This is a genomic window from Novosphingobium sp. NPDC080210 (assembly GCF_050281025.1).
Taxonomy (GTDB): domain Bacteria; phylum Pseudomonadota; class Alphaproteobacteria; order Sphingomonadales; family Sphingomonadaceae; genus Novosphingobium.
The window spans coordinates 173,756-197,675 of record NZ_JBNNWL010000003.1; the positions used below are offsets into that span (position 1 = coordinate 173,756).

The window sequence follows — 23,920 nt, forward strand, 5'->3', positions numbered from 1 at the left end:
TCCATGAATACCGCAGTCATGCTTCGCGCACGCCGCCGCACGCGCTTTTCAACGCTCCTTTCGGTCCTGGCCGGAACCACCATGCTGGCCATCGCCAGCCCCGCAGCCGCGCAATCGGCACCGTCCATTCCCTACGATACCTTGGTCGAAATCCCAGGCTTGCCGGAAAGGCCGTTTGTCGAACTTTCGGACATCAGCGACGATGGCAACGTTGTCGTCGGTGGAGCCGCGATGGGCGTGGAAATGAGGCCGATCGCGGTCCGCTGGACGACCCAGGGAATGCAAGGCCTTGGCTCGCTGGGCGGCAGCTTCAGCATTGCCCGCGCCGTCAGCGGCGATGGCAAGGTGATCGTTGGCGATAGCAGTACCGGGGACGAAAGGCGCGCGTTTCGCTGGACGGAAAGCGGCGGAATGCAAAGCCTGGGGAACCTGGGTTTCGCTTCCTATGCCATTGCGGTCAGCGGCGACGGCAGCGTCATTGCCGGCGAGATCATGTTCGAGAACTTTGACTATCGCGCCTTCCGCTGGACGGAAAGAGGCGGGATGCAGGATCTTGGCACTCTGGGGGGAAATGCATCCTACGTAGCTGACATCAGCGCTGACGGGCGGGTCATCGTTGGCGGGTCTTATCTCCAACCGGATGTCTACGAAACCAGGGCCTTCCGCTGGACCGAGGCCACCGGAATGCAAAGCCTCGGCTCGCTCGGTCGTGAATCCTCCGCCTACAAGGTTAGCCGGGATGGCACGGTCATCATCGGCTTTGCCAATCTGGAGAACGGATTCTCCGTCGGCTTCCGCTGGACGGAAACGGGGGGAATGCAGACCATCCAGAGCCTGGGCGGCGACTTCTATCAGGTCAGCGACCTGAGCGACGATGGCAAGGTAATCGTCGGTGCTTCGGTACTTGCCGGCAACAAGTTCAGTCACGCTTTTCGCTGGGTCGAAGGACGTGGCAGCCAGGATCTCGACACCCTGGGCCGGGAGTGGTCGTCAGCCACCGCTGTCAGTGGTGACGGGTCCATCGTCGTGGGCAGGGTCGCTGCTTCTGCTGGCTTGGCCGAGTTTGCTGAGGACAGCCACGCCTTCCGCTGGACCGAGGAAGACGGGATGCAGGATCTTGGCACCCTGGGCGGGCTCCGGTCCGAAGCGACCGGGATCAGCCGGGATGGCAGCACCATCTATGGCGGATCACAGAACGCCGCAGGCGATTGGCGCGCCTTCATCTACCGCAAGCGAATGATCGACTTTACCAACATGATCGCCTCTTTCGCGCTGACCGCCAGCGATGTCGAAGCCGTGGGCGAAGGGCAGCGGCAGAACCTGGGCTGGGTGCTGGACAGCACGTGCCAGGTCAGCATCGGCGGCAAGGGCTGCATCGGCGGGGCGGTGCAGGTGATGCGCGTCGCTGCTGACGACAAGGCCGTGCTGATGCGCCGCCACGATCAGGGGGTAAAGGCCAATGTCGGCGTGCGGCTGACTGGCGCGCTGTCCATGGGCGCGGGCTTTGGCCTGTTCCAGCAGGAAGACCGCGCCTTCTCGCTAAAACCGGGCACCGCCTTCCACTATGGCGCCTGGCTCGATCTCGCGCCGGGCGGCACGGGTCCGCTGGGCTTCAAGGCGCGGCTCGCGGCGGGCGGCGCGGTGCAGGGCAATACCATCGAACGCGGGCGCGGGCTGGACAATGTCGAGCTGACCCCGGGCCGGGCGGATCTCGCCACGCTCACCGCGCAGGGCCAGGTGCAATATGGCATTGCCTTGGGCAAGCTGGCCCTGATACCCAATGCCGGGATCACCTGGCAGCGCAGCACGCTGGGCGCCTTTACCGAAGCGGAAGGGGATTTCCCGGCGCAGTTTGACCAGACCCGCTGGCAGACCAGCTTTGCCTCGCTTGGCGCGGACCTCTCCGTGCCGCTCGGCGAAGGCACCCGCGCAGTGCTGGGTGGCAAGGCCGACTTTGACCTCGATAGCGATGCGGTTACCATGACCGGCACTTCGACCATCCCCGGCATGGAAGCGGTCAAGGCCACGTCGCTCTACACCCGCAAGGACCGCCGCGGCCGCTTCGAACTGGGGCTGGAGCACCTGTCCGGCAAACTGGGCTTCAGTGCCCGCGCCGGTGTCCACACCCCGGTGATCGGTTCCAAGCCGACATTCGTGGTCGGCCTCGGCTTCGGCGCGGGGTTCTGATCTGACCCGCTCACCCTGCGCACCGCATCGGCGTTTACGGTTTCGTAACGCAGTGCGGCGCAGGGTGAGTGGATGCAGACGCAAAGCCCCATCACGCCGCCCCGCAGCCTGGAGTTGCTGCGCCGGTTCATCGTCTGGGGCTGTGCCGCGGCGGTGATTGCCGCCGGCCCGGCGCTGCCTGCCTTAGGCCTGTAACAGCTTCCACAAGGCGGCGAGGGCCGAGAGGCCGAGCACGCCCCCGGTAAAGATCCGCCAGGCGGATTCGCTGACCTTGCCAAAGGCCAGGTGCCCCAGCCAGTTGCCGAGCAATACTGCCGGAAAGAGCACGAAGGCCAGCAGCGGCTCTCGCCAGGTCGCCACCCGCAAGGCCAGCGACGATCCGACGCCGGAAATGGAGGTGGCGAGGAAAATCGTCATCATCGAAGCGCGCGCCAGCTCGGGCGCAATCTCGCGCCGCAAGTAAAACGGCACGACCGGAAGGCCGGGCATTCCGGCAAACCCGGTCAGCGCCCCGGCGGCAAAGCCTGTCGCCCCGGTCTCGATTGCTCCGGGCGCATAGTGGGCGGGCTTCTTCGGCAGCAGGACCAGGGCAAAGGCAGCCAAAGCAATCATCGCGATCAGCAGCCGGGCAAAGGCCGGATCGGTTCTGGACAGGACCCAGACGCCCAGCGGTGTGGCCGCAATCGCCAGCGCCGCGATGATCAAGGCGCTTTTCTCGCTCGCGCCGATGATCTTTTTCAGGCCGACCAAGCCGATCAGCAGGCCCAGCCAATTGCTGACCACCACCGCTTCGGCAGGGGGAACGGCCAGCCCCAGCACCGGCACCAGCAGGATTGCCATGCCGAACCCGGCCAGGCCGCGAACGAAAGCAGCAGCCAGCGCCGCCGTGATGGCGACGCCGATCTGAACTTCGGTCAGCCCCAGGATCAACGACGTGCCGATCCTAGACCAGGTCCGGCGCGGTGGCTTCGCGGCGGATCAGGGCGATGGCATCGGCCAGCGGCATGACCTTCTGGTGCTCTGCCCCCAGGGTGCGGACGGCGACGGTGCCTTCCTCTGCCTCGCGCTTGCCGACGACCAGCAGGTGCGGAACCTTTTGCAGCGAGTGTTCGCGGACCTTGTAGTTGATCTTCTCGTTGCGCAGGTCGGTCTCGGCACGGATGCCCGCCGACTTCAGTTGCGCTGCGACATCTGCGGCATAGGGGTCAGCATCGGAAACGATGGTCGCCACCACGGCCTGGACCGGCGAGAGCCAGACCGGCAGGCGGCCCGCGAAATGCTCGATCAGGATGCCGATGAACCGCTCATAGGAACCGAAGATCGCGCGGTGCAGCATGACCGGGCGGTGCTTTTCCCCGTCCTCGCCGATGTAGCTGGCATCAAGCCGTTCGGGCAGCACGCGGTCGGACTGGATCGTGCCGACCTGCCAGGTGCGGCCAATCGCGTCGGTCAGGTGCCATTCCAGCTTGGGCGCATAGAAGGCGCCTTCACCGGGCAGTTCTTCCCACCCGTATTCCTCGGTCGCCAGACCGGCCTCGATCACGGCGTTGCGCAATTCATCCTCGGCCTTGTCCCAGTCAGCATCGCTGCCGAACCGCTTTTCCGGGCGCAGCGCCAGCTTGATCGAATAGGTAAAGCCGAAGTCCTTGTAGACCCGGTCCGCCAGTTCGCAGAAGGCGCGGACTTCCGAAACGATCTGGTCTTCGCGGCAGAAGATGTGCGCGTCGTCCTGGGTGAACTGGCGCACGCGCATCAGGCCGTGCAGCGCGCCGTGCGGTTCGTTGCGGTGGCAGCAGCCGTTCTCGTAAATGCGCAGCGGCAGGTCGCGGTACGACTTGATCCCCTGACGGAAGATCAGGACGTGGGCCGGGCAGTTCATCGGCTTCAGTGCCATCCAGTCCGCATCGCCCGAGACGACGGGGCCTTCGTCCTCGGTATTCGGGACTTCGTCGGGGATGACGAACATGTTCTCGCGGTACTTGCCCCAGTGGCCGGACTGCTCCCACTGGCGCGAATCCATTACCTGCGGCGTCTTCACCTCGCGGTAGCCGGCAGCGTCGATCGCGCGGCGCATATAGGCTTCCAGCTCGCGCCAGATCAGGTAGCCCTTGGGGTGCCAGAAGACCGAGCCGTGGGCTTCCTGCTGCAGATGGAACAGGTCCATTTCGTTGCCGAGCTTGCGGTGGTCGCGCTTGGCGGCTTCTTCCAGGCGGTGGAGGTGCTCTTCCAGCTGCTTCTTGTTGAGCCAGCCGGTGCCATAGATGCGGCTGAGCATGGCGTTGTTCTGGTCGCCGCGCCAGTAGGCGCCCGACACGCGGGTCAACTTGAAGGCATTGGGATCAAGCTTGCCGGTGCTGGGCAGGTGCGGGCCGCGGCACATGTCGAGCCAGTCCTCGCCGGACCAGTAGACCGTCAGCGGCTCATCGTCCGGCAGTTCGGCCGCCCATTCCGCCTTGAAGCTTTCGCCCTGCTGCTTCCACCGGCTGATCAGCTGTTCGCGGCTCCACTCCTCGCGCCGCAGCGGCTTGTTGGCAGCGATGATCTTGCGCATTTCCGCTTCGATCGCGGGCAGGTCCTCGTCGGTGAAGGGCCGGTCCTTGGGCGCGAAGTCATAGTAGAAGCCATCGTCGGTCGACGGACCGAAGGTGATCTGCGTGCCGGGAAACAGCGCCTGGACCGCTTCGGCCAGGACGTGGGCGAAATCGTGCCGCGCCAGGTCCAGCGCATCGGCCTCGTCCCGCGCCGTGACCAGGGCGAGCTGCGCATCCGCGGTGAAGGGGCGGGTCAGGTCGACCAGTTCGCCATCGACGCGCGCCGCCAGGGCCGCCTTGGCCAGGCCGGGGCCGATTGCCGCCGCCACGTCGGCCGGAGTCGAGCCAGCGGGCATTTCGCGCACGGAACCATCGGGCAGGCTGATCTTAAGGAGTTCGGACATTCGAATAACTCTCACCGGTTTCGGCGCGCTTTGGCACAAGCCGGGGCGCACCGGAAGGGGCAGCGTCTATGGAGCGGGTTTCGGGAGGAGACGCCTGCCACCCGAACCCGGGTGGCGGCACGCTTCGCCTAGGCGAAAACGGCCCGCCCCGGGAAGCCCGGGGTGGTGGTAGTAGTCAGCGTTGAGGCGCAAACCTTGTGCATGGCGCGCCTTTAGCAACGGACCGGTTAAAGGGCAACTAAACCGAAAACCTGCGCTGACCTGCCAGCACCACCATGCCCTTGGTCCCGGCAAGCGCCGTGCCCCGCTGGCGGACATTGGCCAGGAAGCGCCATTCGCCCAGCGCAGCCGTGGGGGTCAGTTCCACCGCCAGGTAACCGCGCCGCGAAGTATCGCACCATTTCAGTTGCTCGTTGCGGGCGACGATGTCCTTGGCCAGGTCTTCCGGCCTGCGCCAGCGGACCGAATTCTCGGCGCCCGGTGAAGTGACCGAATGGCCCGCCATTTCCACACCGACCCTCTGCCCCTGATGATCCAGGTCGAAAGCCCAGGCATTGTGGCTGTCGCCGGTAAAGACCAGCAGGTTGGCCTCGGCTTCCAGCGAGGAGCGGTAGAGCCGTTCGCGCGCTGCGGGGTAGCCGTCCCAGGCGTCCATGTTCCACGGCAGCCCCTGGGCCGAAGCGGTGGTGGCTGACTGGATGCGCTGCTTCAGCCAGCCGGGCGCATCGGCGGCCATGCCTTCGGCCAGGTTCTGCGGCATGGCAAGATTGCCCATGATGACCTGCTGGACCAGCACCTGCCACGGCTTCTTCGCGCGCGCGCTGGCCTTCAGGCCCGCACCAAGCCAGACCTCCTGCTCTGCACCCAGCAGGCCCCGGCGGGCATCGCGCCATTCCCCGTAGCGGAAAGCCGCCAGCGCGGCCTCGGCCTTGCCGGGGCCGGCGGCGGCGAAGATCTCGTCGAGTTCGAACGGCTTGTCGCGCGCGATGTGCCGCGTCTCCAGCCGGAACAGCGTGGCCAGATCGCCAAGCTCATAGCTGGCGTAATAGTCGTCCGACACCGGCAGCCATTCGCGGTAGGCCTTTTCCGACATCGCCTTGCGCGTGGCCCAGTCACCTTCATCGGGCTGGTGATTCTCGGCCCCGTCGCGCCAGGTGTCGTTGGCGGTTTCGTGATCGTCCCAGACGGTCACGGTGGGATAAAGCTGGTGGAGCCGCTGCAAGTCCGGGTCGGCGCGGTAGGTGGCAAAGCGTTCCCGGTATTGCGCCAGGGTCACCGTCTCGTTGATCGGCACCAGCCGCTCTGCCAGACCCTGCTTTTCGCTGGGATAGACCCCGCGCTGATACTCGTAGAAGTAGTCGCCCAGATGCACGGCCAGGTCGAAATCGCCCGCCTCGCAGGCATGGCCATAGGCGTTGAACCAGCCAAAGCCGTAATTGGAGCACGAGAATACCGCGATCTTGAACCGCGGCACCTTGCCCACCGGAAGGGTCCGGGTGCGCCCGATCAGCGACACTTCGCCGGTGGGCGCAATGAAGCGGTAGTAATACCACTGCCCCGCCTCCAGCCCCTTGGCCCAGGCCTTGGCGCAGCAATCGTTGGCGGGGGAGGCGGTGCAATCGCCCTGCGCCACAATCCGGGCAAAGTCCGCGTCCTGCGCCACTTCCCATTTCAGCGCCGTGTCCTGATCGGCCAGGTAGCGGGTCCAGAGCAGCACCTGCTGCGGCCCCGGCTCGCCGCTCGCCACGCCGTGGGTAAAGCCGCGCGCGCCCTGGGCCAGAGCCGGCGCGCCAAGACCGGTCAGGCCGAGCAGGCCCAGCTTGAGCGCATTGCGGCGATTGGCGGTGAGCAGCGGGGTGTGATCGGCGGCTTCGGGCAGCGGGCTTGGCATGGCGGTTCCTCCCTGGCTTTTGCCGCGCAGACTAGCCGCCTTTCGTGACAGGACAATGGCTGTTCGATCCGCTTGCCCTTGGCGCGCCGCTCCACCACAAGGCGGCATGACTGAAACGCGCTTTCATAACCTTCCTGACGGCCGCCGGATCGCTTTCCGCCATGCGCCCGGCACCGGGCCGACGCTGGTTTTCCTGCCCGGCTACATGTCCGACATGGCGGGCGGCAAGGCAACCGCGGTGTTCGATTGGGCCCGCGCCCAGGGCCGCGCCTGCCTGTTGCTGGACTATTCCGGCTGCGGGGAAAGTTCAGGCACATTCGCCGATGGCACGCTGAGCCGCTGGCGTGAGGAAGTCACCACCCTGATCGAGGCGCATTGCCCCGGTCCGGTCGTGCTGATCGGTTCGTCCATGGGCGGCTGGCTGATGCTGCTGGTCGCGCTGGAACTGCAGAGCCGGGTAGCGGGACTGATCGGGATTGCCGCCGCGCCGGACTTTACCGACTGGGGTTTTGACGCGGAGCAAAAGGCCCTGCTCGCCAGCGGAGAGACGCTGTTCGAAGACAATCCCTATGGCCCGGAACCGACGCCGACTCATGCCGCCTTCTGGCAGGATGGTGAGTGGTTGCGACTGCTGGATAGCGCAATCACGCTGGATTGCCCGGTGCGCCTGCTCCACGGTCAGGCCGATCCCGACGTCCCGTGGCAAGTGTCGCTGCGGCTGGCAGAGGCGCTGCGTTCAGCCGATGTGCAGGTCACGCTGATCAAAGACGGGGATCATCGCCTGTCGCGCGATGCGGACATTGCCCTGTTGCTGCGAACCGTCGCCGCGCTGGGCTGAGCAGGACCACGCCATGCCCCTTTCCATCCTTATCCCCCTGATGCTCCAGGTCGGACCCGGCGGCGCCTTGCCGCAGGCGCCGCTGGCGATCCCCAAGAAAAAGGCCGAAGCCGTGGCTCCTCCGCCCCCGCACAGCGATATGCTGAAAGACTGCCTGCAGCTCGCCATGACCCGCCCCGCCGACGGGATCGAAGTGGCAGAGGCATGGCTGGCCAAGGCCAAGACCATGCAGGACCGCGCAGGCGCGAAGCAATGCCACGCCATGGCCCTGACCCGGATCGAGGGCTGGGCCGAAGCGGCGCCGCTGTTCCTCGCGGCCCGCGCCGATACCCCGGAAAGCCAGGCCGACGAACGCGCGCGCCTTGCTGCCCTGTCCGGCAATGCCAGCCTGGCCGCACAGGACCCGGCGGGGGCACTCACCGCGCTGGATCTGGCGGCGGCGGATTCGGCCAAGGGCAGCGACCGCAAGCTGCGCTCTGCCGTGCAGGTCGACCGCGCGACCGCGCTGGTTTCACTGGACCGCCCTGCCGATGCGGCTGCAGCCCTGGCGGCGGCGCGCAGCGCCGATCCGGTCAATGCCGAAGCCTGGCTGCTTTCCGCCACGCTCTCGCGCCGGCAAGGGGATCTGGCCGCAGCGCAAGCACAGATCGAGCAGGCCGCGCAGCTGATGCCGGTCGATCCCCGGATCGGGCTGGAGGCGGGCGTCATCGCCCTGCTGCTCGGCCGCGAGGATGCGGCGCGGAAAAGCTGGCAATCGGTCCTGACGGCCGCGCCCGGCAGCGATGCGGCAAAGACCGCGCAGACCTATCTGGACCAGCTGGGGAAATAAGCGCGGCATCCGGGCTTGCGCAAACCGCGCTGGATTGCTTCGCTGCACTCGCAATGACGACTCTATAGGCTGAACGATGGTTTCCTTGTCCGTCCTCGATCTGGTCACCGTGCGCGAAGGGGGCAGCGTGGGCGATGCGCTGCACGATGCGGCAGCGCTGGCGCAGACGGCAGAGGCCGCCGGATACAAGCGGTTCTGGGTGGCCGAGCATCACGCGATGGAAGGCGTGGCCGGGGGCGCCGTCTCGGTCGTCCTGGCCCATATCGGCCAGGCCACGCGCGCGATCCGGATCGGTTCGGGTGGGATCATGCTGCCCAACCACAACCCCTTCGTGATTGCCGAGCAGTTCGGCACGCTGGATGCGCTGTTTCCGGGCCGGATCGACCTGGGCCTGGGCCGCGCTCCGGGTGCGGACGCGCGCTTTGGCCAGGCCCTGCGCAAGGACCTGTCCCGCGCGGCGGAATATTTCCCGCAAGACGTGATGGAACTGCGCGCGCTGCTGACCGGTGAGCCGGAGCTGCCGATCCGCGCCACGCCCGGCTATGGCGCGCAGGTGGAAATGTGGATGCTCGGCTCCAGCTTGTTCGGCGCGCAGCTCGCCGCGATGCTGGGCATGCCCTATGCCTTCGCCTCGCACTTTGCGCCGGACCATCTGGACCAGGCGCTGGACATGTACCGCAAGCAATTCCGCCCCTCAGCCTGGCTGGACAAGCCGTATGTCATGGCGGCCATCAACGTGATCGCGGCAGAGGATGACGAGGAAGCCGCGCTTCTCGGCACGTCGATGGACCAAAGCTTTGTCGCGCTGCGCAGCGGCACGCCCGGAAGGCTGAGGCCACCGGTCCCCGGCTATCGCCAGACCTTGCCGCCCAGCCAGCTCGCCATGCTGGAACATATGCGCCAGGTCAGCGCGATTGGCGGGCCGGAAAAAGTCCGTGCCGATCTTGCGCGGTTCGTGGAACGGACCGGCGCGGACGAGATTATCGTATCGGGTGCCACCTATGATCCAGCCATGCGCCGCCGCTCGCTTGAATTAACGGCAAAAGCCGTGGCTTAGGCTTAATTCCGTAGGGGAAAGGTGGTTGCAGCTGTGACTACTTTGGCCTAGGGTGTGAAAAATTGCTACGCATGATAGCAATAATATAACACACAGGAATGGCGGTTTCCCCGCCGAGGAGCCAGAAGCGATGAGTTCGAAGCCCGCCCCGGCCAGCCCCCTTGCCCCGGTTCTGGCCCAGCGCCTGTCGGGCGCAATGTTACCCGGCGATCCGCCGTTCCAGGGTGACGGTCTGGCCCAGGCTGCCGAATTCACGATTTCCGCCGCTTCCGCCCGCCAGGCCGGTGAACCAGCCATCCGGATCGAATCGGTTTCAGGCGCCGCCGGTGAGCGCTTCATGCGCCTCGCCCTGATCAACGACGACATGCCGTTCCTGGTCGATTCCATTGCCTCCGCGATTGCCGCGCAGGGCCTGTCGATCGACCGCCTGATCCACCCGGTCATCCCGGTCCGCCGGGATGCGGAAGGCCGGTTGACCGAGATCGTGGCGGGCGAAGCTGCCGGCGAAAAGCGCGAATCGATGGTCTATGTCGAGACCCGCCGGGCCGACGCACGCCACCGCCGCGAACTGGAGCGCGCCCTGCAGGCGACCCTGGCCGATGTCCGCGCCGCCGTGCAGGACTGGCCCCGGATGCAGGCCGTCATGGCCAGCGATGCCGACACTTGCCCGGACAGCGAAGGCGCGGCCCTGCTGCGCTGGTTCAAGGACGGGATGCTGACCCAGCTCGGCCATGTCACCCGCCACCGCGATGGCAGCCAGACCGATGCGCTGGGCATCTGCCGCACCAGCGCGAGCGAATTGCTCGGCCCGGTTTCCTATGAACGCGCCTTTGCCTGGTTCGAGGGGCAAAAGGGGGCGCGGGTTCCGCTGGTGGTCAAATCGAACCGGACCAGCCAGGTCCATCGCCGCACCCCGCTGGACCTGTTCATCCTGCCGGTGATCGAGCAGGGCCGCGTGACCGCGCTTTCGGTCCACGCCGGAATCTGGACCAGCGCCGCTCTGGCCGCTTCGCCCACCCAGGTCCCGCGCCTGCGCTCCAACCTGGCGGACCTGACCAGGCGCTTCGGCTTTTCCGCGCAGGGCCATGCGGGCAAGGCGCTGGTCCATGCCCTGACCACCCTGCCCCACGACCTGCTGGTCAGCTTTGGCGAGGCCGATGTCGAGCGGCTGGCCACTGCAACGATGAGCCTGACCGACCGCCCCCGCCCCAAGCTGGCCCTGGTCTGCGCCCCCTTGCAGCGCCACCTGTTCGCTTTCGTGTGGATTCCGCGCGATGCCATGTCGACCGGAACGCGCCTGCAAGTCCAGGCCATGCTGGTCGAAGCCGCTGGCGCCCCGGTCATGGACTGGAGCACGCAGATCGAAGGCCAGCTCGCCCTGATCCAGGTCGTGCTCGACCTGCCCGAAGTCGCGCGCTTGCCGGACGAGGCGGCGCTCGATGCGCGGCTGGGCGCCATGCTGCGCGGCTGGGCGGACGCGGTCGAGGCAGAGATTGCCGCCAGCGAGGAACCCTCGCGCGCGGCGGCCCTGGCGCACCGCTATGCCGAAGCTTTCCCGCTGGCCTATCGCAATGATTACGGCGCGGCAGAAGCGGCAGTCGATATCGGGCGTCTGCGCCGGCTGGCTGGCGAAGGCGAGGCGGGTCTGCGGCGCGGCGCGCGCCTGCACCTGGTTGCGGGCGACGATGCCGGAGTGTTGCGGCTCAAGCTCTATCAGCGCACCGGGGCGCTGGCCCTGTCCGACGTAGTCCCGGCGCTGGAGAACTTCGGCTTCCGCGTGATCGAGGACGTGCCGACCGAACTTGACGGCGGGAAGCTCGGCACGATCCACGACTTCCTGCTGTCCGTTCCAGCTGGACTGGAGCCAGCCACGCTGATGGACCGGGCCGAAGCGATCGAGGCGGCGGTCGGCAATGTGCTGAACGGCGCGGCGGAAGATGATCCGTTCAACCGCCTGATCTCTGCCGTCTCGCTTTCCGCAGGGGAGGCGGACTGGCTGCGCGCCTGGTATCGCTATCTGCGCCAGGCGGGGCTGAACTATTCGGTCCCCACCGCCGTCGATGCCTTGCAGAACGCGCCCGGCGTTACCCGCGCCCTGGTCGCGCTGTTCGTCGCGCGGCACGATCCGCTGTTCCAGGGTGACCGCGCGAGCGCCGAAGCCGCAGCACAGGAAGCAATCCGCGCCGGGCTGGCCCAGGTCAAGGCGATCAACGACGACCGCCTGCTGCGCCAGTTCCGCGCCGTGGTCGAAGCCTGCCTGCGCACCAATGCCTTTGCTCCGGCCGGTCAGGCGGCCCTGGCCTTCAAGCTGGATTCGGCGCTGGTTCCCGGCCTGCCCAAGCCGCTGCCGTGGCGTGAAATCTTCGTCTATTCACGGCGGGTGGAGGGCATTCACTTGCGCTCCGGCCCGGTCGCGCGCGGCGGGCTGCGCTGGTCGGACCGGCGCGACGACTTCCGCACCGAAATCCTGGGCCTGATGAAAGCGCAGAAGGTGAAGAACGCGGTGATCGTTCCCGCCGGAGCCAAGGGCGGGTTCTATCCCAAGCAATTGCCCGACCCGGCGCGTGACCGCGATGGCTGGCTGGCGGAAGGCAAGGAAAGCTACAAGCTGTTCATCCGCACCCTGCTGTCGATCACCGACAACATCGTCGGCGGCAAGGTGGTCCACCCGGCCCAGGTGGTGATCCGCGATGGCGAGGACCCCTATTTCGTGGTCGCCGCCGACAAGGGCACGGCCACCTTTTCCGATACGGCCAATGCCATCGCCGAAGAGCATGACTTCTGGCTGGACGATGCTTTCGCCAGCGGCGGATCGAAGGGCTATGACCACAAGGCCATGGGCATCACCGCGCGCGGGGCCTGGCTTTCGGTGCAGCGTCATTTCCTGGAAATGGGCGTGGACGTCCAGAGCGAGCCGGTCCGCGTCGCGGGCTGCGGCGACATGTCCGGCGACGTGTTCGGCAATGGCATGTTGCTGAGCCAGGCGATTCTGCTGGTCGCCGCCTTCGACCATCGCCACATCTTCCTCGACCCCGATCCCGATCCGGCGAAAAGCTGGGCCGAGCGCGCCCGCATGTTCGCCCTGCCGCGTTCAAGCTGGGAAGACTATGACGCCAGCCTGATCAGTCGGGGCGGCGGCATTTTCCCGCGCAGCGCCAAGGAAATCCCGCTCAGCGCCGAGGTCCGCGCCATGCTGGGGATCGAGGCGGAGAGCATCGATCCCGACAGCCTGATCACCGCGATCCTGAAAAGCCAGGTCGACCTGCTGTGGTTTGGCGGGATCGGCACCTATGTGAAAAGCAGTGCCGAAAACAACGTGCAGGTGGGCGATCCGGCCAACGACGCCCTGCGCGTCGACGGCGCGGATGTTCGCGCCAAGGTGATCGGCGAGGGCGCGAACCTGGGCTGCACCCAGGCCGGGCGGATCGAATTCGCCATCCACGGCGGGCGCAACAACACCGACTTCATCGACAATTCCGCGGGGGTCGATTGCTCCGACAACGAGGTCAACATCAAGATCGCCCTGGCCGGAGCCAAGCGTGCGAGACGGCTGGACGAAGATGGCCGGGTCAAGCTGCTGGCCGAAATGACCGACGAGGTCGCCGATCTGGTGCTGGAGGACAACCGCCTTCAGGCCCTGGCCCTGTCCATTGCCCAGGCCGATGGTCCGCAAGCGACGGCATCGCACTTGCGCCTGATCGAAACGCTGGAAAGTTCCGGCCAGCTTGACCGCAAGACCGAAGGCCTGGCCGATAGCGAGGTCTTCACCCGCCGCGCCGCCGACGGGCGCGGGCTGACCCGCCCCGAACTGGCCGTGCTGCTGTCCAGCGCCAAGCTGGCCCTGCAAGCCGCCATCGAGGATTCCGCCCTGCCCGACGATCCGGGCCTGGCCGATGACTTGCTGCGCGCTTTTCCCGCACCGATGCGCAGCGAGTTCCAGCAGGACATCCTGGACCACCGCCTGCGCCGTGAGATCATCGCGACCAAGCTGGCCAACCGGATGATCAACCGCCTGGGCCTGATCCATCCGTTCGAACTGGCCGAGGAGGAAGGCGCGAGCCTGGCCCAGGTCACCGCCGCATTCGTCGCGGCCGAGCGGCTGTTCGGCATGGCCGACATCTGGCAGCGGCTCGAAACCGCTCCGATGAGCGAAACCGCGCGCATCACCCTGTTCAACCGCGCCGCCGCTGCTCTGGCAGATCACATCGCCGACCTGCTGCGGGTGGGCGGACACACCTGCACCCCCTCGCAACTGGTGGCGGAACTGCAGGCCGGGGTGCAAGACCTGTCGCGCGATACCGAAAGCCTGTTCTCGGGCGAGGTCCGCGCGCAGTCCGAACGGATGCGCTCGCAACTGGCCGAGGCCGGGGCACCTCCGCAAGAGGCGGCGCTGGTCGCGCGGCTGCAGGACCTGGATGGCACCGTGGGCCTGGCCCGGCTGGCCCGCGAAAGCGGCGCACCGGCCCGCGCCATCACCGCGGCCTTTGCCGACCTGGGCGGGCGCATGGGGCTGGACTGGGCGCAGCAGACCGCCGCGCGGATGAGCCCGTCCGACCCGTGGGAGCGCTTGCTGGTCAACGGCCTCGCCCGCGATTTTCAGCAGATGCGGCTGGAATTCCTGCGCCGCAAGATGGCTGAGAATGGCGACGCGGCCAGCGCCGTAACGGCCTGGGCCGAGCAGCACGCCGAAGGCATTGCCCAGTTCCGCCGCGTCATTGCCCGCGCCCAGGCCGCCGTTCCGGTCGCTCCGGCCATGCTGGCGCAACTGGCCAGCCAGGCACGCAACCTGCTGGGGCGCTAGGGGGCACAAACCCTCCTCGTCATTGCGAGCGAAGCGAAGCAATCCAGGGCCGCACAAACCGCCCTAGATTGCTTCGTCGCTGCGCTCCTCGCAATGACGATTGGCTTAGTCTGGCACCAGTTCCCCCAGCGCCCAGGCCGCCGCTTCGGCCACCACCGGATCGGAATCGTCCAGCAGCGCCTGCACCGGGCCGGTCAGCTTTGCATCGCCGCTGTTCCCTGCCGCATAGAGGCAATTGCGGACAAACCGGTTGCGGCCAATGCGCTTGATCGGGGAACCGGAAAACAGCTTGCGAAACCCCGCGTCGTCCAGCGCCAGCAGGTCAGCCAGGCGCGGCGCGGCGAGTTCGGCGCGAGGCAGGAACTGCTTCATCGCATGGGCGCTGCTGGCAAACTTGTTCCACGGACAGACGGCCAGGCAATCGTCGCAACCATAGATCCGGTTGCCCAGCGCCTTGCGGAATTCCAGCGGGATCGCCTCCTTCAGCTCGATGGTCAGGTACGAAATGCAGCGCCGCGCATCGAGGCGGTAAGGCGCGGGAAAAGCGGCGGTGGGGCAGGCGTCCTGACAGGCGGTGCAGGAGCCGCAGCGATTGCGCCCCGGCGGGTCCGGTTCGAATTCCAGCGTGGTATAGATCGCCCCCAGGAACAGCCACGAACCATGGTCGCGGCTGACCAGGTTGGTGTGCTTGCCCTGCCAGCCCAGGCCCGCCGCTTCGCACAGCGGCTTTTCCATCACCGGGGCCGTATCGACGAAGACCTTCACGCCGGTTTCGCCCAGCCCGCGCTTGTCCGCTTCGGCCACCAGCCAGCGCGCCAAGGCCTTCAGCGCCTTTTTCACGGTATCGTGATAGTCGCCGCCCTGGGCATAGACCGAGATCCGCGCCCGGTCCGGCAGGTCAGCCAGGGCGAGGGGATCGCGGGCAGGAGCATAGCACATCCCCAGGGCAATCACGCTGCGTGCTTCGGGCCACAGGCCTTCGGGGCTGCGGCGGTGATGGGCGCGGCTTTCCATCCAGTCCATGCCGCCGTGCAGTCCTTCGCTCAGCCATTGTTCCAGCCGCGCCGCGCGCAGCGGGTCTTCCGCCGCCGGGGCAATCCCGCAGGCGGCAAAGCCCAGCCGCAACGCCTCTGCGGCCAGATCCTGGCGAAGCGCGGCAATAGACGCGGCGTTAACCAAAGTTCCTGTTGCTCCTGTTCATTCCCGCTCCATAGTGGGCGGAAATGATGAAACTAGGCGATGGACCGATGACGAGCAACGCAGGCGGCGCAGAAACCCGGCCGCTGGCAATCGAAGCGGTCGGTCTGGTCAAGCGGTTCGACGGATTCACGGCGGTGGACGGGGTGAACCTGGCCGTCCCGGAAGGATCGATTTACGGCATCCTGGGCCCGAACGGCGCGGGCAAGACCACGACCCTGCGCATGTTGCTGGGCATCATCGATCCCGACGAGGGCCTGCGCCGCGTGCTGGGGACCGAGCGCCCGCACGAGGTTGCCCACACCATCGGCTACCTGCCCGAAGAGCGCGGGCTCTATCCGGCAATGAAGGCCTTTGAGGCGATTGCATTCCTCGGCGCGCTGCGCGGCCTGCCGCTGCGCGAAGGGCGCAGGCGCGGCAAGGAACTGCTGGAGGAGCACGGCCTGGGCTATGCCATCGACCGTGAGATCCGGCAGCTATCCAAGGGCATGGCCCAGCAGGTGCAATTGCTGGGAACCCTGGTCCACAATCCCCGCCTGGTCGTGTTCGACGAGCCGTTTTCCGGTCTGGACGCCCTCAACCAGGGCAAGCTGGAACGGATGATCCGCAGCCTGGCGGAGCGCGGCACGACCGTCATCTTCTCCACCCATGTCATCGCCCATGCCGAACGCCTGTGCGACGAAGTGGCGATCATCGCCGGGGGCAAGGTGCCCTTTGCCGGGCCAGTCGACCTGGCGCGCGACCGGATCAGACCGCAGGTGCGGCTCGAAACCCGCGCCCGGGACGGAGCCTGGCGGGCCGCCCTGCCAGCGGACGCCCGCCATGAAGGCAGCTTCTGGTTCTTCAGCCTGCCGGAAAGCGGGATCGAACCCCTGCTGCGCGCCCTGATCGAGGGAGAAGCGGGCATCCTCTCGCTCTCGATCGAGCGGGCCGGCCTGCACGATGCCTTCGTGGCGATTGCCGGGGAGGCCGCCGCCCAGGCCCTGGCCGAAGAGAAAGAGGAGTTGCGCCGGTGAGCAGCCATAACCGGACCGGACGTCTTTCCACCCTGACCGCCGCCTTCGTGGTGGCGCGCCGCGATTTCACCGCGATCCTGTTTTCGCGCAGCTTCATCTTCTTCCTGCTCGGCCCGCTGTTCCCCTTCGTGGTCGGCGCGCTCGCAGGCGGGGTGGGAGAGCAAGTGAAGGACAGCATCCAGCGGCCCATGCTGGGCGTCGCCATGGCGCCTGCGGACGCCGAGGCCATGGTTGCGGCACAGCAGGCCTTGGCCGAAAGGATCGGGCCGTCGATTCCGGGCCTGGTCGTGGTGCGCAAGTTGCAACCGGGCGAGAGTTTTGACCCGGTCGGCGCGATGAAATCGAACGAGGCGAACCTGGCCGCTGTCGTCACCGGAACGCCCCAGGCCCCGGTCCTGACCGGACCGATCGAGCGGATCGAGGACTGGCAGGGCCGTGTCGCCCTGATCGCTGCGCAGGCCGCCGGCAACGGACCCAAGGCGCTTCCCGCAGTTGCGCTTTCCAGCATTGCCACGTCCAAGGCGGACCAGACGCGCAGCCGCTTGCTGACGGCGCAAGTGGGCCAGACGGTCCTGTTCCTGCTGACCATGCTGCTGGCGGGCATGGTCCTGTCCAACCTGGTCGAGGAAAAGGGCAACAAGATCATCGAGGTCCTGGCCGCAGCGATCCCGATGGATGCCGTCTTCCTGGGCAAGCTGTTTGCGATGCTGGCCGTATCCTGGGTGGGAATCACTGTCTGGGCCACGGTGGGCGGAGCCGCCTGGTTCACGGCGGGCCACAGCCTGTCGGACTATGCCGATCCGGCGGTGGGCTGGCCGGCGTTCCTGCTGCTGGGCGTGGTCTATTTCTCGCTCGGCTACCTGCTGCTTGGCTCGGTGTTCCTCGCCATCGGTTCGCTCGCCACCACGGTCCGCGAGGTTCAGACCCTGTCCATGCCGGTCACCATGCTGCAACTGCTGAACTTCTTCTTCGCCGGGTTCGCCATGGCCAAGGCAGGCACCTGGATCGAAACGGCAGCCATGGTCATTCCGTTCTCTTCCCCTTTCATGATGCTGGCCAAGGCGGCGCAGCATGAGGGGCTGGTGGTCCACGGACTGACCATCGCCTGGCAGGTCCTTTGCGTTGCCGTCTTCGTCCGCCTGGGTGCCGCCATGTTCAGGAAGCGGGTGATGAAAAGCGGTCCGGCGGTCCAGCGCAAACGCAAGTGGTTCGGCCGCGCCGCTGCTTGACCGACGCTGCCCGCAGTTCACCGAGGTCCTATTGACATTTCGGTAAGTTGCGCCGGATAAGTCTCGACAAGCAACGCATCGACCAAGGTGCGGCATTTGGAGAGAGAAGCGATGGCCACCCAGGCAGCCAGTCCGGAAAAGTTCATCTACCGCAGTTCGCCCACCGCGACCGAAGCCTTTGAAGGCTGGTTGAAGGAACACGGCCAGGAACTGCCCAAGCACACCCATCCGTGGGACGTGTCGCGCTCCGACATTTACGTCGAGGACCGCTGGCAGCCGATCTTTGCCGAAATGCGTGCCAAGGAGCCGGTCAACTATGTGCCGGAATCGCCCTATGGCCCCTATTGGAACATCGCCAGCTCCAAGGCGATCCAGCATGTCGAGGCCCTGCCGGAACTCTATTCGTCGTCCTGGCAGTATGGCGGCATCACCATCACCGAACCGCCCAAGGACGTGACCGAAGAGCAGCTGGCCGAGCGCCGCCTGCCGATGTTCATCGCCATGGACCGGCCCGAGCACACCGGCCAGCGCCGCACGGTGGCGCCGGCCTTTACCCCGGGTGAGATCGAGAAGATGGCCGAGGAGGTGCGCGCCCGCACCGCGGCCACGCTCGACACCCTGCCTTATGGCGAACAGTTCGACTGGGTCGACAAGGTCTCGGTCGAACTGACCACCGGGATGCTGGCGATCCTGTTCGGCTTTCCCTGGGAAGACCGCCGCCTGCTGACCTTCTGGTCGGACTGGGCCGGCGACGTGGAACTGAGCTTTGCCCGCGAACTGAACGATACGCGCTGGGAAATCTTCCAGGAGATGGCGCAGTACTTCAAGACGCTGTGGATCGACCGCATGGGCAAGCCGCCCAGCCGCGACCTGATCTCGATGATGATTCATTCCGACGCGATGAACCAGATGAGCCCGCAGGAATTCATGGGCAACCTGATCCTGCTGATCGTCGGCGGCAATGACACCACCCGCAACACCATGTCGGGCATCATCCACGCGCTGCATTCCTTCCCGGACCAGCGCGCACTGTACGAAGCCGATCCGTCGGTCATCCCCAATGCGGTGCAGGAAATCATCCGCTTCCAGACCCCGTTGGCGCACATGCGGCGCACGGCGACGGCGGACGCGGAGCTGTTCGGCCACCAGATCAAAAAGGGTGACAAGCTGATCCTGTGGTACATCTCGGCCAACCGGGACGAGGAAGTGTTTACCGATCCCGACAAGGTGATCCTGAACCGCGAAAACGCCCGCCGCCACTTGTCCTTCGGCTATGGCATCCACCGCTGCGTCGGTGCCCGCCTGGCCGAACTGCAGCTGAAGATCCTGATGGAGGAAATGCACAAGCGGCGGATGCGGGTGAACGTCACGGGCAAGGTGGAACGGGTCCGCGCCAACTTCGTCCACGGCTTCCGCAAGATGGAAGTGACGCTGGAGAAGTTCTAGGCGTCGCTGCGAAGCCGGTCGTCAGGGCCTGACCGGCCCTGCGCCGGCCAGCCCACCGGGGGGCAGCACTTCCCACAGCAGCGCACCGCTTTCGCGGGGCAGGGGCATGGGACGAAGCCAGCCGGGCGTCTGCCCCGCAACCAGCCGGGCCATGAACCCGCCCGGCGCAGCCCGGCGGTATATCCCCGCTTCCACCAGGCCCGGGCAGATCAGCACGTAGCGGGCTCCGCGCTTGCGGACGATCGCTTCGGCCTGACTGGGCGCGGCAAGAAAGGCGGCGATGGTGTCATGCAGTCCCTGGGCCGCGCGATGGTGGGCGGTTGCCACGACGCTGTGGGGGGTATGCACCAGCAGCAGGGGGCCGCTGTCGATCGGGGCAAATATGGTTGAAGCGGGCAGGCGGCGCAGCGCGGTGGCAGCGGCGGGAACGTCGCAAACCTCTTGCACCGCCGGACCGGAGCTGGCCCGCGCCGGTGAAGCGATCCGTGCCACGCCAAGCGGTGCGTCGGGCAGGAGGATGACCAGCGCCATCGTTGCCAGCGCGGCCTTTTCCCCGCGCTTGCGGGCATTGAGCGCGCGCCGCCGCCAGTTGTAGAGCAACCAGCTGAGCGGGACGGCCACCAGGGCGGCAGCGAAAGCCGCGGAACGGCTGACCAGCAGCGCCAGGGCTATGCCGCCCAGGACAAGCAGCAGATACTCGCCCCAGAACCGCCGCAGCCATCCGGCGCTGGCCTGCCAGAGCTGCCATACCGCCCACAGGCCGGCCAGCGATGGCACCAACAGGCGCAGGAGCGTGCGCCCGTCTTGACGCCACGCCGGCATGCCTTCGCCCACATTCGCGTACCAGTATTGCTGGACCAAAGGATCGAGCATGACGAAAGGCCCGCGCGAACATTGCGGCGCAATCGCCAGAACCACGCCCAGCCCGGCGGCCGCAGCTCCCGCCAGACCCAAGGCCCGAGCCGGTGCAGGCAGATTACCCGCCAGCGCCAGCAGGGAAAGACCGGCCGCAATCACCACCAGCCCGGCCAGGTAAGGCACCGACAGCGTGTCGCAATGTCCGGCAAGATCGGCCAGTCCGCGCGTGGCGAGAAATGCGATCGCCGCACTGACCGCAAGGGCGCGAACGTAGGACAGGCACAGCGCGGGCGCCTTGGGATCGCGCAACCAGCGCAGCGCGGCGACCCCGCCGATCAGCGCGGCAAGCGGCAGAAGCTCAAGGCTGATCGTCATGCCCAGGCCCATGGCCACCCCGGCAACGCGCCCGCCGGTGCGCTCATCCCGCGCGGCCAGACCGTTCAGCGCGGCGAGCAGGCAAACGATCTGCCAGCCGTGATGGTCGATCCGCAATGGCTGCAATTGCACCAGGGCGCCAAGCGACAGGACCAGTGCGCCACAGGCATAGAACACGGCATCCTCGCCCACCATGCGCCAGGCCAGCCGCCCGACCAGCAGCAAGGCAGCGCCCAGAGTCAGCAAGGGCACGATCACCACTGCCGCCTGTTCGGCAGCATGGCCGCCCAGGAGCGGCGCAAGGACCGCGTAAACAAGGAGCAGGGGCAGGTCGACCAGCCGCGACCAATGCATCAGCACCCCGTCCGGCGGGGAGATGCGATATTGATGCAGATCGAACCAGGACTGCCCGGCCAGCAGATCGCGCAACTGGACCAGACGCAGATTGTCGTCCGAATCGGTCAGCCGCATCGCCGCGATGTCGGGCCACCGCACGGCGACAAGGAATGCCGAGACCAGCAACCAGACCAGGCCGACCCGCTGGAGCAGGTCGACCGAGAGCGGCGGGCGGCGGCGTTCCATCAGGATCACGGCGCAGGTGCCCGGCGGAATACCACCCGTTCGCGCAGCAACCAGGTGAGCGTGAAACTGGCACCGATGGCCAGGAGCTTGGCCAGTCGGGGATCCAGGCCCAGCGCAGTGCCCAGGCCGACGATGGCCGTGGTCAGCGCCAGACCCACCAGGGCAGAGCCGACGAACAGCACCTTCTGGCGGTGCCGCTCCGGCCCCCGTTCGGCAACGCCGGCAGTAAACACCGCCCGGCTGGAAATCAGCCAATGGGCCACGATCCCCAGGCCATAGCCTGCCGCCGCCGCTGGCGCGGCGGGATTGCCCAGTGCCAGCAGGGCCATGAAAGTGCCCATGTCCACGGCCAGGGCAAAGCCGCTGGCGGCGATATAGCGCAGAAACACCAGATCGGCGGCGCGGCGCAGCATAACGTCAGGCCGCGTCGCGCGTGACCGGGACCACGCGTTCCGGCACGTCCCGCAGCGAGGCCAGTGCCGCAGCCTGATCGGCGCTGGGGGCGCGGCGGCTACCCAGTTCCGCTTCGGCGCCTTCCGCTCCGGCTTCGTGGTATTCGGCATCTTCGTTGACGCACCAGACGTCATAGACCCGCTCGCCCGCCAGGATGTTCTCCACCGTCAGCATCGCGGTCATCATGGCGTGATCCTGGTTGTTGTAGCGGTGCATGCCATTGCGCCCGACCAGGTGGAGCGTCGGGTGCCGGTCCTCCAGCTCGCGGCGCATGGCCGCGACATGGCTGGCATAGTCCTCGTCATAGACCGGATAGGCCTTTTCCTGCCGGACCACGGCTCCGCCAAAGACCTGACCGGCTTCGACCAGTCCCAGTTGCGTCAGCTCGCGCGTCGCCAGGGCGATCAGATCGTCATCGGCCATTGACCACAGGCCGTCGCCTTCAAAGCAGAAGTATTCCAGGCCGACGCAGGCGACGCCCTGTTCGGGCACCATTTCCGGCGACCAGGACCGGAAGTTCTGGACCCGGCCGACCTTCACCTTGGAATCGTGGATATAGATCCAGTTGTCCGGGAACAGATCGTCGCTGCGGATCTTGAGCGCGACGGTCAGGAAATCGCGATAGCGCAGCTGCGTGGCATTCAGGCTCGATTCTGGCAGCGGGTGAAGCCGCGCGGCAAGTTCGCGCATCGGCGCCGAGCTGATCGCATGACGGGCCCGGATCACGGTTTCGCCCGCGCCGTGGCTGGCCGTCAGACGCCAGCCGCCACTGCCATCGCTGGAAAGCTGCTTCAGCGCGTGGTCCATCAGCACTTCGCCCTTGCCGCTGGCAAGGATCTTGTCGCGCGCCGCTTCCCACATCATGCCGGGGCCGAGACGGGGATAACGGAAGGTTTCCAGCAGCGTCTTGGCCTGCATCCCGTCGTTGGGAACCTTGTTCAGGCCCAGACTGCGCTTGAGGCCGTCAACAACCGCGCCCCACAAGGACAGCCCCTTGATCCGCTGCGCCGCCCAGTCCGCACTCATTTCATCGCAGGGCATGCCCCAGACCTTCTCGGTGTAGGTCTTGAAGAAGATCGAATAGAGCTTCCAGCCGAAGGCATTGACCGTCCAGTCCTCGAAGCTCTTGACCTGCCGGTTGGGAAACAGGCGCGCCTTGGCAAAGCTGGCCATGCACAGGGTGGAGCGCAGGATGCCCAGGTTCCACAGCGCTTCGAAGGCGCGCAGGGGATAGGAGTAGAACTTGCCCTCGTAATAGATCCGGCTCATCCGCGGGCGCTCGATGAAGTCATCGGGCAGGATCTCGTTCCACAGATCGACGACTTGCCGGGACTTTGAAAAGAAGCGGTGCCCGCCGATGTCAAAACGGTAACCCTCGACCTCGACGGTGCGGCTGATCCCGCCGACATAGGTTTCGTCCTTTTCGATCACCGCGACCGAAAGGCCTGCCTTGGTCAGCAGATAGGCGGCGGTCAGGCCGGCCGGCCCCGCTCCGATGATCGCGACATCAACGCTTCGTTCACGCTGCGGCGCGATAGTGTTTGCGCCAGTAAAGCCGGTAACAGCCATTTTGCCCCCAAGTCTATGAAGCGACACTGGTGAAGGAAAATGCCTAACTGGCGGTTAATGCCGACGATTTTCCGGGCGGGATCTCGCCGACTGCGTGGAATTGCAGGGGGGTGGATTAAGCCGGGATAAGGCCAATCCCTATACCATCATTTGACCATCGCCGCTGATCCCGCATTAACGGGTCGGCCCGCACAGTGCCTTTCGATCGAAATGCGGGGCACTTTATGGAATCGATAATGGGGGAGCGCGGCCCTGACGGGTTTCAGGCAGACCTGAACGCCTACCGCCGTCTGCGGTTTCAATTGGCCGAGCTGGAGCGCAAGGGCGATCTTGACGAAGCGCTGATCGAAAATGTCGCGCCGCCGAAGACCGGCTGATGGCGGCCGCAGCCACCAGCCTAACCGTTGTTCTGACCAAATTCGAAATCGCGGCGAGCCACCAGTTCCTGGTCAACCGGGCCTGGTTCGACACGATCCGCACCGACCTGATGCTTCTGTGCGGACTGGACTCCTCGCCACTGGGGGCGCCTTTGCTTTAATGGGGAGACCGTCGCGGTTGGAAAGCGTGGTGCGGACGGTGGGACTCGAACCCACACGATCAGGGATCAGGGGATTTTAAGTCTCATTCCGTGACAGTCCGAAAAACTTAGGCCCTGAT

General features: G+C 66.4%; 18 protein-coding genes. 11 read left to right on the top strand and 7 right to left on the bottom strand.

What is annotated here, in order from left to right; translation table 11 throughout:
- The first annotated feature begins 18 nt into the window (after positions 1-18).
- Positions 19-2,187, top strand: coding sequence for an autotransporter domain-containing protein (locus ACQKOE_RS09790; RefSeq protein ID WP_427512621.1), 2,169 nt, complete (start codon positions 19-21; stop codon positions 2,185-2,187).
- 72 nt (positions 2,188-2,259) lie between these two features.
- Positions 2,260-2,382: a hypothetical protein gene (locus ACQKOE_RS09795; protein ID WP_427512622.1), complete on the top strand. Its 123-nt coding sequence runs from the start codon at positions 2,260-2,262 to the stop codon at positions 2,380-2,382.
- Here ACQKOE_RS09795 and ACQKOE_RS09800 read toward each other — a convergent pair.
- From ACQKOE_RS09800 to ACQKOE_RS09810, 3 genes are all read right to left on the bottom strand, one after another.
- A complete protein-coding gene (locus ACQKOE_RS09800) occupies positions 2,371-3,117 on the bottom strand; it encodes a sulfite exporter TauE/SafE family protein (protein WP_374590321.1) in 747 nt (248 codons plus the stop codon). The two genes, ACQKOE_RS09795 and ACQKOE_RS09800, sit on opposite strands and share 12 nt — an antisense overlap.
- Positions 3,118-3,130: 13 nt before the next feature.
- Positions 3,131-5,122 carry a threonine--tRNA ligase gene (gene thrS / locus ACQKOE_RS09805; RefSeq protein WP_427512623.1) on the bottom strand — a complete coding sequence of 664 codons (1,992 nt, stop codon included), beginning with the start codon at positions 5,120-5,122 and terminating at the stop codon, positions 3,131-3,133.
- Between the two features lie 238 nt (positions 5,123-5,360).
- Complete coding sequence (locus ACQKOE_RS09810) at positions 5,361-7,013, bottom strand: alkaline phosphatase D family protein (protein WP_427512624.1); 1,653 nt, start codon at positions 7,011-7,013, stop codon at positions 5,361-5,363.
- A gap of 106 nt (positions 7,014-7,119) precedes the next feature.
- On the opposite strand from ACQKOE_RS09810, the gene ACQKOE_RS09815 reads away from it, so the two are divergent.
- The 4 genes from ACQKOE_RS09815 to ACQKOE_RS09830 all read left to right on the top strand — a co-directional run bounded on the left by ACQKOE_RS09815 (position 7,120) and on the right by ACQKOE_RS09830 (position 14,538).
- Positions 7,120-7,851: an alpha/beta hydrolase gene (locus ACQKOE_RS09815; RefSeq protein WP_427512625.1), complete on the top strand. Its 732-nt coding sequence runs from the start codon at positions 7,120-7,122 to the stop codon at positions 7,849-7,851.
- 13 nt (positions 7,852-7,864) lie between these two features.
- Entirely contained in the window at positions 7,865-8,680 is an 816-nt protein-coding gene (locus ACQKOE_RS09820) for a tetratricopeptide repeat protein (RefSeq protein WP_427512626.1), read from the top strand.
- A gap of 76 nt (positions 8,681-8,756) precedes the next feature.
- Positions 8,757-9,737, top strand: coding sequence for an LLM class flavin-dependent oxidoreductase (locus ACQKOE_RS09825; protein WP_427512627.1), 981 nt, complete (start codon positions 8,757-8,759; stop codon positions 9,735-9,737).
- 130 nt (positions 9,738-9,867) lie between these two features.
- Positions 9,868-14,538 (top strand): NAD-glutamate dehydrogenase, encoded by a 4,671-nt coding sequence (locus ACQKOE_RS09830; protein ID WP_427512628.1) that lies wholly within the window; start codon positions 9,868-9,870, stop codon positions 14,536-14,538.
- A 105-nt stretch (positions 14,539-14,643) separates the two neighbouring features.
- Here ACQKOE_RS09830 and queG read toward each other — a convergent pair whose 3' ends face one another.
- A complete protein-coding gene (queG, locus tag ACQKOE_RS09835; RefSeq protein ID WP_427512629.1) occupies positions 14,644-15,717 on the bottom strand; it encodes a tRNA epoxyqueuosine(34) reductase QueG in 1,074 nt (357 codons plus the stop codon).
- A gap of 68 nt (positions 15,718-15,785) precedes the next feature.
- Here queG and ACQKOE_RS09840 point away from each other — a divergent pair, with 68 nt between their 5' ends.
- The 3 genes from ACQKOE_RS09840 (at position 15,786) to ACQKOE_RS09850 (ending at position 19,426) form a co-directional block, all read left to right on the top strand.
- The gene (locus ACQKOE_RS09840; protein ID WP_427512630.1) at positions 15,786-16,751 is read left to right on the top strand and encodes an ABC transporter ATP-binding protein; all 966 of its coding nucleotides are present in this window, start codon (positions 15,786-15,788) and stop codon (positions 16,749-16,751) included.
- A complete protein-coding gene (locus ACQKOE_RS09845) occupies positions 16,748-17,980 on the top strand; it encodes an ABC transporter permease (protein WP_427512631.1) in 1,233 nt (410 codons plus the stop codon). Before ACQKOE_RS09840 ends, ACQKOE_RS09845 begins: the two co-directional genes overlap by 4 nt.
- Before the next feature lie 111 nt (positions 17,981-18,091).
- The gene (locus tag ACQKOE_RS09850) at positions 18,092-19,426 is read left to right on the top strand and encodes a cytochrome P450 (RefSeq protein ID WP_427512632.1); all 1,335 of its coding nucleotides are present in this window, start codon (positions 18,092-18,094) and stop codon (positions 19,424-19,426) included.
- Positions 19,427-19,447: 21 nt separating this feature from the next.
- On the opposite strand, the gene ACQKOE_RS09855 is transcribed toward ACQKOE_RS09850, so the two are convergent.
- The 3 genes from ACQKOE_RS09855 to ACQKOE_RS09865 are packed head-to-tail and all read right to left on the bottom strand — an operon-like array spanning position 19,448 to position 23,263.
- The gene (locus ACQKOE_RS09855) at positions 19,448-21,250 is read right to left on the bottom strand and encodes a hypothetical protein (RefSeq protein ID WP_427512633.1); all 1,803 of its coding nucleotides are present in this window, start codon (positions 21,248-21,250) and stop codon (positions 19,448-19,450) included.
- On the bottom strand, positions 21,247-21,654 hold the full coding sequence (locus ACQKOE_RS09860) for a GtrA family protein (protein WP_427512634.1): 408 nt from the start codon (positions 21,652-21,654) through the stop codon (positions 21,247-21,249). The genes ACQKOE_RS09855 and ACQKOE_RS09860 overlap by 4 nt, the downstream gene beginning before the upstream one ends.
- A 4-nt stretch (positions 21,655-21,658) precedes the next feature.
- The gene (locus ACQKOE_RS09865) at positions 21,659-23,263 is read right to left on the bottom strand and encodes an NAD(P)/FAD-dependent oxidoreductase (RefSeq protein ID WP_427512635.1); all 1,605 of its coding nucleotides are present in this window, start codon (positions 23,261-23,263) and stop codon (positions 21,659-21,661) included.
- A gap of 236 nt (positions 23,264-23,499) precedes the next feature.
- On the opposite strand from ACQKOE_RS09865, the gene ACQKOE_RS09870 reads away from it, so the two are divergent.
- Together ACQKOE_RS09870 and ACQKOE_RS09875 are read left to right on the top strand one after the other, a co-directional pair.
- Positions 23,500-23,640, top strand: coding sequence for a hypothetical protein (locus ACQKOE_RS09870; RefSeq protein ID WP_427512636.1), 141 nt, complete (start codon positions 23,500-23,502; stop codon positions 23,638-23,640).
- A complete protein-coding gene (locus ACQKOE_RS09875; protein WP_427512637.1) occupies positions 23,640-23,801 on the top strand; it encodes a hypothetical protein in 162 nt (53 codons plus the stop codon). Before ACQKOE_RS09870 ends, ACQKOE_RS09875 begins: the two co-directional genes overlap by 1 nt.
- Positions 23,802-23,920: the final 119 nt, after the last annotated feature.